10 protein-coding genes are annotated in these 14,315 nt (G+C 70.1%); 7 read left to right on the top strand and 3 right to left on the bottom strand.

The features are described from left to right. The first annotated feature begins 31 nt into the window (after positions 1-31). Positions 32-1,927 (top strand): TNT domain-containing protein, encoded by a 1,896-nt coding sequence (locus ACLJQ7_RS07130; protein WP_410647334.1) that lies wholly within the window; start codon positions 32-34, stop codon positions 1,925-1,927. Positions 1,928-2,080: 153 nt separating this feature from the next. On the opposite strand, the gene ACLJQ7_RS07125 is transcribed toward ACLJQ7_RS07130, so the two are convergent. From ACLJQ7_RS07125 to ACLJQ7_RS07115, 3 genes are all read right to left on the bottom strand, one after another. Beyond that, positions 2,081-2,932, bottom strand: a complete 852-nt coding sequence (locus ACLJQ7_RS07125; RefSeq protein ID WP_410647333.1) for a class I SAM-dependent methyltransferase — start codon at positions 2,930-2,932, stop codon at positions 2,081-2,083. A gap of 16 nt (positions 2,933-2,948) precedes the next feature. Beyond that, the gene (locus tag ACLJQ7_RS07120) at positions 2,949-4,256 is read right to left on the bottom strand and encodes a sensor histidine kinase (protein WP_410647332.1); all 1,308 of its coding nucleotides are present in this window, start codon (positions 4,254-4,256) and stop codon (positions 2,949-2,951) included. Positions 4,257-4,338: 82 nt separating this feature from the next. Then, positions 4,339-5,757, bottom strand: a complete 1,419-nt coding sequence (locus ACLJQ7_RS07115; protein ID WP_410647860.1) for a CCA tRNA nucleotidyltransferase — start codon at positions 5,755-5,757, stop codon at positions 4,339-4,341. 148 nt (positions 5,758-5,905) lie between these two features. On the opposite strand from ACLJQ7_RS07115, the gene ACLJQ7_RS07110 reads away from it, so the two are divergent. From ACLJQ7_RS07110 to ACLJQ7_RS07085, 6 genes are all read left to right on the top strand, one after another. Next, positions 5,906-6,430: an NUDIX hydrolase gene (locus ACLJQ7_RS07110; protein ID WP_410647331.1), complete on the top strand. Its 525-nt coding sequence runs from the start codon at positions 5,906-5,908 to the stop codon at positions 6,428-6,430. After that, complete coding sequence (locus ACLJQ7_RS07105) at positions 6,427-8,580, top strand: DUF6049 family protein (RefSeq protein ID WP_410647330.1); 2,154 nt, start codon at positions 6,427-6,429, stop codon at positions 8,578-8,580. Before ACLJQ7_RS07110 ends, ACLJQ7_RS07105 begins: the two co-directional genes overlap by 4 nt. A 269-nt stretch (positions 8,581-8,849) precedes the next feature. Then, the gene (murJ, locus tag ACLJQ7_RS07100; protein WP_410647859.1) at positions 8,850-10,958 is read left to right on the top strand and encodes a murein biosynthesis integral membrane protein MurJ; all 2,109 of its coding nucleotides are present in this window, start codon (positions 8,850-8,852) and stop codon (positions 10,956-10,958) included. A 120-nt stretch (positions 10,959-11,078) separates the two neighbouring features. Continuing rightward, the gene (locus tag ACLJQ7_RS07095; RefSeq protein WP_410647858.1) at positions 11,079-12,638 is read left to right on the top strand and encodes a protein kinase family protein; all 1,560 of its coding nucleotides are present in this window, start codon (positions 11,079-11,081) and stop codon (positions 12,636-12,638) included. Positions 12,639-12,669: 31 nt separating this feature from the next. Continuing rightward, positions 12,670-13,329 carry an RNA polymerase sigma factor SigM gene (sigM, locus tag ACLJQ7_RS07090; RefSeq protein ID WP_037333997.1) on the top strand — a complete coding sequence of 220 codons (660 nt, stop codon included), beginning with the start codon at positions 12,670-12,672 and terminating at the stop codon, positions 13,327-13,329. After that, entirely contained in the window at positions 13,326-14,114 is a 789-nt protein-coding gene (locus ACLJQ7_RS07085; protein ID WP_410647329.1) for a hypothetical protein, read from the top strand. Before sigM ends, ACLJQ7_RS07085 begins: the two co-directional genes overlap by 4 nt. The last annotated feature ends 201 nt before the right edge of the window (positions 14,115-14,315 follow it).

Below are 14,315 nucleotides of genomic sequence, written 5' to 3'. Positions count from 1 at the left end.
CGGTTTGGGGAACTTGGGGAGGGGACACATAGTGCGTTACCGGGTTCAAGCGGCGGAGCGGCCGGATGGCCTGTACGCCGTCTGGGGGGACACCGTCTTCGCGGCCCAGCGGTCGACCGAAGACGGCACGCTGCTGCTCATCGCGCCGCCGGGGGAAGCGGCGCCCGAGGGTTTCGATCGCGACTGGAACGGCCGCCCGGCCCGGGTCGTGCTGAACGGCGAGGTCGGCGCGACCTTCAGCCTCCAGTCGTACGGCCGGTTCGACGACGAGCACTTCCAGATCGCGCCGAACATCGGCGGCGGCGACCTGACCTTGCGCTGGGCGGGCGAGGACGCGGCCCGCGCGGCCGAACTGGGCCTGACGGACTTCTCGACCACCGCCTCGCCGTCGCGGCTGACGGCGTTGTGGCAGACCAGGCATGATTTCGTCGAGACGCCGGAAGCCCGGCCGGAGATCGGTTCGGGCGACCAAAGCGCGCTGCTGCGGGCCATCGGCCGGACCCTGCTGCGGGTGCTGCCGCCAGGCTGGCAGCGGGTCGGCGCCCAGTTCCGGCAGGTCGGCGACTACTCCGAACTCGAGGTCCGCTCGGTCGGTGACGAGGGCAACGGCCCGGTGTCGGTGTCGATCGCGGGCCCGCCGGAGCTCGGTTCGCTGTTCGCGCGACTGCGCGCGGCGATGCACCAGCCCGAGACCGGCACCTGGTTCCAGGGCACTTTCACCCTCGACGCGGAATCGCATTTCGACTTCGACTTCGACGCCGAGCAGGAACCGACCTGGCGGCTGGCGCCGAACGAGGGCGGGAAGCCGTCGCCGCGCGCGTACGCGACCGAGCTCGCGGTCTTCCCGCGCGACACCAAGCACGTCCCGGCCTGGCTTTCGGCCAAGGCGGGACTGCCGCTGGACATCGTGTTCCGGCACGCGAAGGTCGTCAACCGCCCGCCGGTGCCGCCGGATCTGATGCGCGGTGTCCTGGACTACCTCTTCCGCTCGCCGGTGGCGCTGACCCGGCCCGGTCCGCAGCCCGACATCTTCACCCCGAACGGCCCGCCGGACGTGCCGAACGCCTTCCACACCGACGGCGTGTGGATCTGGCCCGCGGCGGTCCCGCACTACCTGCGCAAGTACGGGGTGCCGCCGGAGCCGGAGCTGATCGAGCACATCCGGGCCGCCGGCTTCCGGCCGCCGCTGGTCGGCGAGCTGGTGCGGGCGACCGCCGAGGCGGAGATCGTCGGCAAGCCCCGGCCGCCGCAGACCGCCGCGGACCTGCCGGACCAAAGCGCCCGCACCCTCGTCGAACGCGACGGCGAACCCGCCCGCGACATCCGGGCCGTCGAGGTGCTGGACGTCCTGTACCAGCGGCTGGCCGAGCACGGAGTGGCGCCGACGTCGTACCGGATCGGCGCGAACGCGGTGCCGGAGCCGGGGCTCTGGACCCTGCGCCGCACCGAGAGCGGCTGGGAGGTGTCGCGTCCGCCGACGGACGAACCGGTGGCGTTCGCCAAGCTCGAAGAGGCGGCGCGCTTCTTCCTCGGCACCCTGCTGCTGTACCCGGCACGAGCCGCGGTGGGCGCGAACGAGGAGTCCGACAACCCGGCCGACTGGCCGATCCTGCCGCTGCGGGGCGAACCGCCGCTGAACTTCTTCCGCCGCAAGCGGATCGTCGTCCTGCCCTCGGGCACCACGGTGCAGCGGTTCGGCAACGAGACCGGCAACCTCGTGCACGCCGAATCGGCGCGGTTCATCGAGACGTCGCTGGCCGCGGACCGCGAACGGGAGCGCCGGCTGTACCGCGTCGTGCGGCCGCTGCGCGTGGTCACCGGCATCACCGCGCCGTGGAACGGGACCCCGGGCGGGGCCGTGGCCTACGTGCTGCCCCGGCCGATCGCCCAGCACCTCGAAGCAGGCGCGCTGTCGCGCGTCCAGTAGCCCGCCTCGCCGAACGCACCCGGACACCCGAGTTACGCCTTCAATCACGTGTGGTGGTGGGGTTCCACGGCGAGCCGTCCGTGGTCGAAGCCGGAACTCACGTGTCTGGAGGCGTAACTCGCGTGATTGAGGGCGTAACTCGCGAGATCCGGCTCAGGAAGCGGTGATCAGCACCGCGGGCGACCACCAGTAGTCCGCGAGCGGCTCGATCCGGACGCCGGTGAAGCCCGCTTCCTTCAGCTGCGAAGCCCAATCGGTGGCGGGCTGCTCCCAGTTCGTGCGGTCCGCGCCGGGTTTGACCAGGCCGAGCAGGACCGGCAGCAGGAACCCCTGCGCCACCAGCGACGCCTCCTTGCCGTATTCCGAGATCCCGCGTTCGTAGCGGGTGACCAGGGAAAGCAGGTACTCGGGGGAGTCTTCGTCGTGCTCGGGCACGTCGAACTCCGCGAGCACCAGGCACGCCGTGCGAGGCCGGAGCGCCCGCAGGACCTCGGTGCGCTCACCGGTCGGGATCGACTGGAGCGCGAAGGTCGACTGCGTCAGCTGCCACTGCCGGTCGTCGTCGCGGGCGAGGAACTCCTGCGCGGTCGCGTCCCAGGTGTGCAGGCCGTGGGTGCCGTCGAGCTGCTTCCGCGTCTCCGCGAGCAGCGCGCTCGACGGCTCGACCAGGTCGATCCTGCCGGGCTGCCGGTCCGCCTGTTCGAGGGCGGGGACGACGGCGAGCCCGTCACCACAGCCGAGGTCGAGCAGCGAACCGACGCTGCCGTAGCGCCGGGCGAGCATGGCGCTGAGCTGCCGGTAGAGCTTGACGTTCCCGCCGCCGCGGATGAACGCCGTGAACGCGGCGGGCTGGTCGTACACAGCTCCGCCGCCGCCTTCGGTCAGGTACCGGTGCAGTTCGCGGCCGAGCGTGGATCCGGCACGCTCGGCGAGGTCCGCTGCCGTGGCCCGGTCACCGTCGCGGTACGCGGTGAGCGCTTCGGCCAGGAGGTCCGTTTTCTTCATGTTCTCCTGTTTACCGTCAGAACGGCACCCAAAGGGTGACTCTGGTGCCATTGCCCGGAGCCGACTCCACCCTGGCGGTCCCGCCGACCTCGTTCAGCCGGGCGGTGATGGACTCGCTGATCCCGAAACCGGCCGGCCTCGAATCGAGACTGAACCCGGCACCGTGATCGCGGGTGATCACCGCGACGCCGCCGTCCTGCTCCTCGACCCGGACGACGACCTTGTCCGTCCCGGCGTGTTTGAGGGTGTTGCGCAGGGACTCGCGGACGGCGTCGCGGATGGCGATCTGCCGGACCTCCGAAAGCGTGTCGTCGTCGAGTTCGGCGATCACCAGCTGGGCGCGCAGCCCGTCTCGCGCCATCTCCGCCGCCAGCGACGCGAGCTTCTCGCCCAGCGGCCGTGAACCGGCCTCCGACCGTTCCGAAGCCTCGCTCTCGATCGTCCGGCGCAGTTCCATCGACTGCGCCCGCGCCAGCCGTTGCACCTCGGCGAGCCGCGCGACCGGGTCGCCCTTGTTGGCCAGCGCGATCGCTTCGAGGGTCTGCAGTACGGAGTCGTGCAGGATCCGGTGCTGGCGGGCGCGTTCGGCGATGCGGCCGTTGCGGATGCCGTACGCGAGGGCGAGCCGCGTGCCGAGCCCGATCAGGACGAGGGCGCCGCTCGCGGTGAAGAGGACGCCGAGGATCGACGGGAAGGTGGCCATGGCGTCGCCGGGCGCGGCCCGGCCGGTGCCGAGCAGGGACGCGACCATCCGCACCGGGAAGCTGCCGACGGCGAGCGCCGCCGCCGCGGGCATGCCCAGCGCGAGCGCCAGCAGGGCGACCTCGCCGAGCAGGTGCTTGCCGGGGATCGCCATCGCCTCGGTGAAGACCGAAGCCGGCACCAGCGCCCCGACCGCGAGCGGCGCGAGCAGCGTGAACACGAGGTCGACCGCCAGCAGCCGGACCGCGTGCTGCGGGCGGAACGGCGCCGAGCGCAGCATCCACCGGATGCCGTACAGCGAGAGCCCGACCGAGCCGAGGGCCACCAGCCCGACCGGCCCGATCCCGATCATGCCGTGCGTGGAGACGTAGACGCCGAACACGCCGGGCACCGCGAAGAGCCGGTAGACCAGCGGGACGAGAGCGACGTAGCGGGCGGCTCTGAGCAGCAGGTTGTCGCGATGGGCCGTGTCGATGGGACCCGACATGTGCTGGATCCGCCGGAGCGCGCGCATCGGGGTCGGGTCGCCGACCTCGTCCGACAGCTCGCTCGTCGCCGTCGCCAGCGCGGGCGCGCCACGACGCAGCAACGTCACCAGAAAACTGGGCGGCCGCTTCGCCATGGATCTTCCCCCTGCCCGGAGCACCGGCAGCAGGAGTATCTCGGGTTACGCCACGTGGATCCAGAGACCAACGGGGTTTATCTCAGCCTATGCCGTTCTCGGCGGCCCATTTCCGCAGTTCGGCCACCGCCTCGTCGTGCTCCAGCGGACCGCGGTCGAGCCGCAGTTCCTTCAGGTGCTTCCACGCCTTGCCGACGTCCGGCCCGGGCTTGAGGCCGAGGATCCGCATGATCTCCTCGCCGTTGAGGTCCGGCCGGACCTTGTCGAGGTCCTCCTGCGCCTGGATGGCTTCGATCCTCCGCTCGAGGTCGTCGTAGGTCGCCTGCAGCGCGGCCGCCTTCTTGCGGTTGCGCGTGGTGCAGTCGGCCCGCACCAGCTTGTGCAGCCGGGGCAGCAGGTCACCGGCGTCGGTGACGTAGCGCCGCACCGCGGAATCCGTCCACTCGCCCTTGCCGTAGCCGTGGAACCGCAGGTGCAGGAACACGAGCTGACTGACGTCCTGGACGATCTCCTTCGAGAACTTCAGCGCGCGCAAACGCTTGCGTGCCATTTTCGCGCCGACGACCTCGTGGTGGTGGAAGCTCACGCCGCCACCGGGCTGGAACTCGCGCGTCGCGGGCTTGCCGACGTCGTGCAGGAGCGCCGCGAGCCGCAGGATCAGATCCGGTTCCGACGTCGGTTCGTGCGACTTCTCCAGGTCGATCGCCTGCGCGAGCACGGTCAGCGAGTGCTGGTAGACGTCCTTGTGCTGGTGGTGCTCGTCGATCGCCAGCCGCATCCCCGGCACCTCGGGCAGCACGCGGTCGGCGAGGCGGGTGTCGACCAGCAGCTCGATACCGGGCCGGGGGTCGTCCGCCAGCAGCAGCTTCGACAGCTCGGCCTGCACGCGCTCGGCGGTGATCCGGTCGATCTCCTCGGCCATCGACGACATCGCGTCGACCACCCGAGGCGCCGCGGTGAACCCGAGCTGCGCGGAGAACCGCGCGGCCCGCAGCATGCGCAGCGGGTCGTCGGCGAAGGACTCCTGCGGGGTCGCGGGCGTGTCGAGCACCTTGTCGTGCAGTGCCTGGAGCCCGTCGTGCGGGTCGACGAAGGTCTTGTTCGCGAGGTCGATCGCCATCGCGTTGACGGTGAAGTCGCGGCGGAGCAGATCTCCCTCGATGCTGTCGCCGAAGGTGACCTCGGGGTTGCGGCCGACGCGGTCGTAGCTGTCGGCGCGGAACGTGGTGATCTCCAGGGTCATACCCTGTTTGGTCACGCCGACGGTGCCGAACGCGATCCCGACGTCCCAGACCGCGTCACCCCAGGCGCTGACGATCTTGAGCACCTGGTCCGGGCGGGCGTCGGTGGTGAAGTCGAGGTCGCTCGACAGCCTTCGGAGCATCATGTCGCGGACGCTGCCGCCGACCAGGTACAGGCTGTACCCCGCCTTCGCGAAGAGCTTCGCGAGCTCGTCCGCCAGCGGGGAGATGCGCATCAGCTCGGTCACGGCGTTCTGCATCGCAGTGCTCTTCCCCGCAATCGCCTGCCCGGCGACCACCTTGTTCACGACAATCCCACCACGATTTGGATGTACTTACTTTTGCTCGGCCCAACACGGGCACGGAGAGCCAGCGTACCCGTACCGCCGTTTGCTCTAGCATCGCAGCATGTCTGGATCAGCCGGGCGCTCCGGCGCTTCGAAGCCGGGCCGCCGGCGGAGGCGCAGGCGGGGAAGGCGGCTGACCACGGTCGACGAAACCTCGGCCGGCGGACTCGTCGTCGACGCCGAACGGGCGAACGCCGCGCTGATCGGGCGGCTCGACCGGCACGGCAGACTGCTGTGGTCGCTGCCGAAGGGCCACATCGAGGACGGTGAAACGCATGAGCAGACAGCTGTGCGCGAGGTGAAGGAGGAGACCGGCATCTCCGCGCGGGTCCTGCGGCCCCTCGGCACCATCGACTACTGGTTCGTGGCCGAGCGACGGCGGGTGCACAAGACGGTGCACCATTTCATCCTGGAATCCACCGGCGGCGAACTTTCGGACGAGGATGTGGAAGTGACCGAGGTCGCCTGGGTACCGCTCGCCGACCTGGAGACCAAACTCGCCTACTCCGACGAGCGCAAGCTGGTCCGGAAGGCCAAAGAACTCTTCGCGCAGCAACAGCACACCGCCGAGGGAGCACCTGAGTGAAGCGGCTCGCCGCCACTGTCCTGTCGATCCTGTTCCTGGTCTTCACCGTGTTGCCCGTCGCGGGCGCGCAGGCTCAGGAGCAGCCCCGGCTGCGTGTGGATCTCGACCAGCCGAACCCCCGCGTGATCGCGTCGACCACGGCTTCGCTCACCGTGACCGGCCGCGTCACCAACATCGGCGACCGGCGGATCAGCAAGCTGGGTGTCCGGCTGCAACTGGGCACGCGGCTGCAGAGCGAGCAGCAGATCGGTGACGTCCTCGCCGGCGACAAGTTCAAGGATCTCGCGGCGACGGAGTTCGTCGATCTTCAACCGGACGAGCTGGAGCCCGGCCAGAGCGCCGCGCTGAACCTGGTCGTCCCGCTCGGCCTGTCCGCCAAGTTCCAGTTCCCGAAGGCCGGCGTGTACCCGCTGCTGGTCAACGTCAACGGCACCCCGGATTTCGGCGGTCCGGAACGGCTGGCCGCGGTCACCCTGCTGATGCCGGTGCTCGGTGTCCCCGGCAAGCCCGCCTCGCGCCCGCCGACAGTGCCATCGGTACCGTCCACGAGCCTGTTGTGGCCGATCGCCAACAGCGCCGTGCACGTCGTGTCCGCCCCGCTCGGCGGCCCGCTGACGCTGGCGAACGAACGGCTGGCGGACGAGCTGGCCGCCGGTGGGCGGCTGGACTCGCTGGTCGAGGCGGCGCGCGCGGCCGAGGCCGACACGAAGGTCTCGTCGTCGTTGTGCCTGGCCATCGACCCCGATCTGGTCGCGACCGTCGACGCGATGACCCGCGGCTATCAGGTCGCGGGCGGCGCTCCCGGCAAGGGCGTCGAGACCGCGAAGAACTGGCTCGGCAGGCTTAAGGCGCTGGTCGCGGGCCGATGCGTGGTCACCCTCCCGTTCGCCGACGCCGACCTCACCGCGCTGACGAAGGTCCGCGCCGGCGACGCCACCGACACCGCGCTCATGACCACCGCGCTCGGCGGCGCGGGAACGATCAAGAACCTGCTCGGCATCCAGCCGCAGGACGGCGTGCTCTGGCCCGGCGGCGCCCTCGACTCGCAGACCGTCGAAGCGATCGGCAAGGCGGGCGTCAAGACCGTGCTGACCGATTCGGGCAAGCTCCAGTCCCGGACGCCGCTTTCGAGCGGGGTGTCGATCGAGGGGACGGACCTGCGCGCGCAGCCGATCGACGCGCTGGTCTCGTCCGCGCTGAACGGTTCGGGGTCGACCCAGAACGGGCTCGGCGCCATCGCCTTCCGCGCCGGGCTCGGCGGGCAGAACGAGGGGCCGGTGCGCTCGCGCCTGCTGATCGCGCCGCCGCGGCACTGGGCCGCGACCGGCACCGAGCTCACCACGTTCCTGGAGCGGATGGGCGACTTCTACACCGCCGGTCTTCTCAAGTCGGCGCCGCTGCCCGAACTGCTCGGCGAAAGCCCGGCCGGGACGGCGTCGGTCAACTACGACCCGCAGGACCTGACGGCCGCGACCAGCGGCGACGTCACCGCGAAGATGTCCCAGCTCGACAACGAGACCTTGGGCCTTTCGTCCGCGATGACGATGGACGCCACCAAACGAGTGAACCCGGCCGACGTGATCGCCCCGGTCCGGCTCGCCCTCATCCGGGCCGCGTCGACGTCGTGGCGCGGCGCGGACGCGGCGATCGTCACCGGCAACGCCCGCGGTGATCTGGAGGCGATCCGCAGCCAGGTCACCGTCGAGCGGCCGAAGCAGACGATCGCGCTGGCTTCCGGCGCGGCGCCGCTGCCGGTGTTCATCACGAACAACCTGCCGGTCGGCGTCGCCGTCCAGGTCGCCTTGAAGAACAACGTGGGCCTGCGGCCGACCGACGACACCCAGTTGCAGGCTCAGATGGTCCCGGCCAACAGCGCCCGTAACCGCCTGCTCCCGGTCGAGGCGCTGCGGGCGGGCCGGTTCAGCGTCGACGTCTCGCTGACCACGCCCGACGGGACCCCGCTCGGTTCGGCCGCGCGGTTCGAGCTGACCTCCACGGAGTACGGCGCGATCACCATCATCATCACCATCACCGCGGCGGGTGCGCTGCTGCTCCTGTCGTCCCGGCGGATCTACCGGAGGATCAAGGACTCCCGAGCCGATCGGGCGAACGAAACCGCCCCGCGTGTGACCGAGGACGCACAGGTTTAAGTGTTTCCGGGCGTTGCCGATTACCCTGGGTCGAACGATGCCGCCGGGCATCACGTAGCCGAGCACCGAGGATTGGGCACGCGTTGGAAAGAGAGCCGGGTGTACCGCCCGAGCGTGCAGGCCGTCCCCGGCGCGAAGGCACTCCGCCACCGCCCCGCCGCACCGATGGACCCCCACGCCGTCCGGAGCGTCGTCAGCCGCCCCCGCAGCAGCCCCCGCCCGAACGCGGTGAGCGCCCGCGGAGGGCCGTGCCGCCTCCTCCGCCGCCGGTGGACGGACGCCGCCAGCGGGTGGCAGGCCGCCCCGACGACGAGACACGGCGGCTGAGGCCACCGCAGACCCCGCCGCCGAACCAGGCACCGCCGCGGAAGGTGCCCCCTGCCCAGGGGACGCCCCCGCCGAGTCACCGTCAGCCGGTTCCGCCGCCGCAGGGCCCGCCGCTGCCGCAGCCGTCCCCAAACCCGCCACCGCGGCGTCCCGCCGCACCCACAGCACCCACGCCGCCACCTCAGGCGCTCCACCAGACACCGCCGCCGCCGCATCGCGGGCGCCGCCAGCCGCCACCGGTCCGCCCGTGGCAGGTCGACCGGCGCGATGAACCCGACGCGACGCGGTTCATCCCGCGCACCCCCGGCGTCCCGATGGGCTCGCGGTGGCCGGTCGCCGACCCCGACGTCCTCCGCCCGTACGACCAGCTCGCCACGCAGGTCATGCCGGCGATCAAGGACGCGCCGCTGGTCAAACCGCGGCCGGGGGAGACGGGCGAGCAGGACGTCGCCGCCCCGGCGAAGGCGCCGTCGATCGCGAAGTCCAGCGGCCGGATGGCGATCGCCTCGCTGATCAGCCGCATCACCGGTTTCGCGTGGAAGCTGCTGCTGGTCGCGGCCATCGGCGCCCAGGTGGAGAACGACTCGTTCAACGTCGCCAACACGATGCCGAACATCATCTTCGAGCTGCTGATGGGCGGTGTCCTGTCCAGCCTCGTGGTCCCGCTGCTCGTGCGTTCGCAGGACGACAAGGACGGCGGCGAGGCGTACACGCAGCGGCTGGTCACGGTGGCGGGCACGCTGCTCGTGATCGGGACGACGATCGCCGTCTTGGCGGCGCCGTTGATCACCAAGCTCTACGTCGACGACAACGGTGACGCCAATCCCGCGCTGGTCACCGCGTTCGCGTACCTGCTGCTGCCGCAGATCTTCTTCTACGGCGTGTTCGCGCTGCTCTCGGCGGTGCTGAACGCGAAGCACATCTTCGGCCCGACAGCGTGGGCACCGGTGATCAACAACCTGGTCGTCATCTTCACCATCCTCGTGGTGTGGATCATGCCGGGGAACATCTCGACCGATCCGGTGTCGATCACCGACCCGAAACTGCTGACGCTGGGTCTCGGCGTGACCTTCGGCATCGTGGCGCAGTCGGTGCTGTTGATCCCGCCGCTGCTGCGGTCCGGATTCAAGTTCAAGTGGCGCTGGGGCATCGACAAGCGCATGAAGGAGTTCGGCGGGCTCGCGCTCTGGACCGTCGGCTACGTCGCGGTCAGCCAGGTCGGCTACACGATCACGACCCGCGTGCTGACCAGCGGTTCACAAGGCGGTGTGACCGCGTACAGCAACGCGTGGCTGCTCTTCCAGCTCCCGTACGGCGTCATCGGGGTGTCGCTGCTGACCGCGATCATGCCGAGGATGAGCCGCGCGGCCGCGGACGGCGACCACAAGAAGCTCATCGGCGACCTGTCCTATGCGTCGCGCATCTCGACGGTGACGCTCCTGCCGATCTCCGCGGTGATGACCGTGGTGGGCGGTTCGGTCGGCATCGCGCTGTTCACCCTGGGCAAGGGCACGGTCGAGAACGCGTCGCGGATGGGCGAGGCGCTGGCCATCTCCGCGTTCGCGCTGCTGCCGTACGCGCTGGTCATGCTGCAGATGCGGGTGTTCTACGCGATGAAGGACGCGCGGACGCCGGTGCTGATCATGATCGTGATGACCGTGGTGAAGGTGCCGCTGCTGTACCTGTGCCCGGTGCTCCTGTCACCGGACAACATCGTGCTCGGCGTGATGATGGTCAACGGCCTCACGTTCGTCGTCGGCGCGATCCTCGGTCAGGTGTGGCTGTGGGTGACCCTCGGAAATCTCCGGAGCAAGCGGGTTCTCGGGGTGATCCTCTTCACGGTCGTCGCGAGTGTGCTCGGGGTCGGCGCGGCCTGGCTGGCCGGGCAGATCGTCCCTGACTCGTTCGGGCCTACTTTCCATGCCTGGGTGAAACTTCTGCTGCAGACGGTGGTCGGGATCGTGGTCTCGTTCGGCGTGCTCATGGCCTTGAAGGTCGAGGAATTGCGGCCCGCCACGACGAGGATCACCCGGTTGATCAAGCGCGGATAACGATTCACCTACGGATGGCGCGCGTTCACGGGTCGTATTCTGGGTACTCTCGAGGCGGGAGCTACGCGGGAGAGTGCGGTGGATACGAGACGGAGCGAACAGGCAGGGGAGGCCGGCCAGATGGGCATCAGGGCCCAAGGCGGGTCGTTGGCCCCTGGCCGGGTCGTCGGTGACGGCCGGTATCGCCTGCTCGCACAGTTCGGGGTGGACGAGCGGGCCGCCGCGCATCTTTGGCGTGCCCGCGACGGGCAGCTGAAGCGGGACGTGGCGCTGACGCTGCTGGTCGGCGACCCCGCGGACGCGGAAGCCGCCCGGCTCGCGCGCCGGACGCTGGAACGCGCCGCGCACGCCTCGAAGTTCGGCCACGGCGGGGTCGCGCGCGTCCTCGACGTACTTAGTCTCGGCAGCGGCGTCACCTCGAGCGAAGGCCTGCTCGGTGTCGTCGTCGCGGAGTGGACCAAGGGCAGCGACCTGGTCGACCTGGTGGCGCAGCGCCCGGTGGCGCCCGCCGCGGCGGCCCGGATGGTGCAGGCGCTGGCGGAAGCCGTCGACCACGCCCATCAGAACGGTCTCGTCCTCGGCCTCGACCACCCGCAGCGTCTCCGGCTCACGCCGGACGGCGCACTGAAGCTCGCCTTTCCTGGCCCGTTGCCCGAAGCGACCCTTCGTGACGACGTCAAGGCACTCGGCGCCGTCCTGTACCTGCTGCTGGCCGGCCGTTGGGCCCTCCCCGGCGGTCCCGCCGCGATCCCGGCGGCGCCGCACGCGCCGACCGGCCGCGTGATCCCGCCGCGTTCGCTGGTCCCGACGGTGCCGGTCGAGCTGTCCTCGCTCGCCGTCCGCACCATCGAGGACGGCGGCCACGGCGGCATCCGCACCAGCGCGGCCATCCTGCGCGTGCTGGGCCAAGTCGCCGAGGCCGAAGAGCGCACCCAGCTGATCAAGGCCGTCGGCGAGGAAGAGCCCGCGGCCGAATCGGACGGCACCGTCTGGACGACGAAGAAACCGGTCAAGGACGTCGCGCGGCGCAAGAAGCTGGCGTTCGGCGTGACCGTGCTGGTCGTCGCGACCGTGGTCATCCTCGCCTGGGGCGGGATGATGCTGATCAACCTGTTCCAGGGCGAGTCGAAGTCCAGCGGCCCGAAGATCAACGTCGCCGCGTCCTCTTCACAGGTCGCGCCGCCGCCCTCGGGCGAGCAACCGCCGCCTGCCCAGCAGAAGCCGTCCCCGGCCGTGGGTGCCGCGGTGAAGCCGTCGGCCGTGGCCGTCTTCAACCCGGGCAGCAAGGGCGACAGCCCCGGCAAGGCCAAGAACGCCACCGACGGCGACACGGTCACCTCGTGGAAGACCGACCAGTACGACAAGCAGTTCCCGGTGCTCAAGGACGGCGTCGGGCTGGTCGTGACCTTCCAGGACCCGATCAACCTCACCCAGGTCAAGCTCGACGCGGCGAGCCCCGGCTCGAAGGTCGAGATCCGCTCCGCCGACAAGAAGAACCCGAAGCTCGACGAGACGAAGGTCGTCGGGACCGGAGACCTCGCGGCGGGCGAGTCGACCATCGCGTTGCAGCAGCCTCAGCAGGGTCAGTACTTCATCATCTGGATCACTCAGCTGGGTGAAGACGAGGGTGGAAAGTTCGTCACCGAACTCAAAGAGCTGACCTTCCTGCCTGCGGGGTGACGGCGGACACCGAGTCAGTAGGCTCTCCCGGGTGACAGCTGCAGCTCCCACGGACGCGGATCTCATAGCGGCGCATGCCGCCGGAGACCCGCACGCGTTCAGTGAACTGGTCCAGCGACATCGAGACCGCATGTGGGCGGTGGCCCTGCGCACCTTGCGGGATCCGGAAGAAGCCGCGGACGCCCTGCAGGACGCCTTCATCTCCGCGTTCCGAGCAGCGGGCAACTTCAGAGCGGAATCGCAGGTCACGACGTGGCTGCACCGTATCGTCGTGAACGCGTGCCTCGACCGCATCCGGCGGGGCAAGGCCAGACCCACCGTTCCGCTGCCCGAGACCGGGCAGTTCAACGAGCCCGCTTCACCGCGTGACTCGATGTCGGAACGCGAGACGAGCCTGGTCGTCAAGGAAGCCCTCGACCAGCTCCCCGAAGAGCAGCGTGCCCCGATCGTGTTGGTCGACGTCGAGGGATACTCCGTCGCCGAGACGGCGAAAATGCTCGGCATCGCCGAGGGCACGGTCAAGAGCCGGTGTGCCCGGGGTCGCGGAAAGCTCGCGAAGGTTCTCGGACATCTACGGAACCCCGATGCGATTGCGAACGTCCCAACTCACGAAAGCAAACGAGAGCGCGCTACCCCGCAACGGGGTGCCAGGCGTCCTCAGGGCACGCCGGGTGACGGGGAGGGACGATGACAGACGAGAGCAGGGGGATCGGTGGGACCGTCGGTCCGCCGTGGTCTGTCGATGTGCTCGCCGACCTGCACGCAGGTGTGCTGGACGAGCGAGAAGCGGCCGACCTGTGGCCGCTGGTGAACGCCGACCCCGAAGCACTGGCGATCATCGAAGCACTCGAAGCGACCACGGCCGATCTCGCGGAACTCGCGAACGAGCCGGTCGCACCGATGCCGGCGGAGTACGCGGCACGGATCGACGCCGCGCTGGCCGCCGAAATGCGCGCGACGCCTGCGTTTCAAGGCGCATCTGAAGGGCAGCAGGAGCAGGTCGCCCCGGTGGTGGACCTCGCGGCCGCACGGCGGCGGCGGAACAAGCGGATCGGCTGGGGCGCCGGGATAGCGACCGTGGCCGCGGCCGCGATCGCCGCCGTGGCGATCGTCGTCCCGACCAGCCGGGAGCCGGATTCGGGCAATATCGCCCAACCCGCGCCGTCGGCGCCTTCCGGACCTTCGGTCGGCGGAGACGGCGGTGGCGCCGATGCCCTCGTCGGTAAGGCGATCGGCGTCCGCGACTTCGGCTCGCTGAAGACCGAAGAGCGCCTCGACGCCTGCGTCGCCGCTGCCGGATTGGACGCCGACGTGCGGCCGGAGGGCATCCGGCCGGTGAACGTCGCGGGCAAGGACGGCGTGATGGTGATCTACACCACAGGCAAACTCGCCCAGTTCCGCATCGTCGCCTTCGGTGCCGACTGCGGCCCCGGCAACCCGGCCGTCCTGTTCGACAAAATCATCGGACAGAAGTAGCCGACCGAAACCTCACTGGTCCCTCGCTCCCCACCAGCCCCATTCCGGGGGGAGCGAGGGACCTTTGCTACCGCGCTAGCTTTCCTAGCTGCGCTAGAGGTCGGATCTCCGTCTCGGCGCACGACGGGAGAAAGTAGCGCCGGTCACCACGGGAACACCGGCCCCTACGATCGTGTTGAGCCTGGTGAACAGGTCACTACG

The organism is Amycolatopsis sp. cmx-4-54, assembly GCF_046548895.1.
Taxonomy (GTDB): domain Bacteria; phylum Actinomycetota; class Actinomycetes; order Mycobacteriales; family Pseudonocardiaceae; genus Amycolatopsis.
This window is presented reverse-complemented; position numbering and strand designations above follow the sequence as displayed.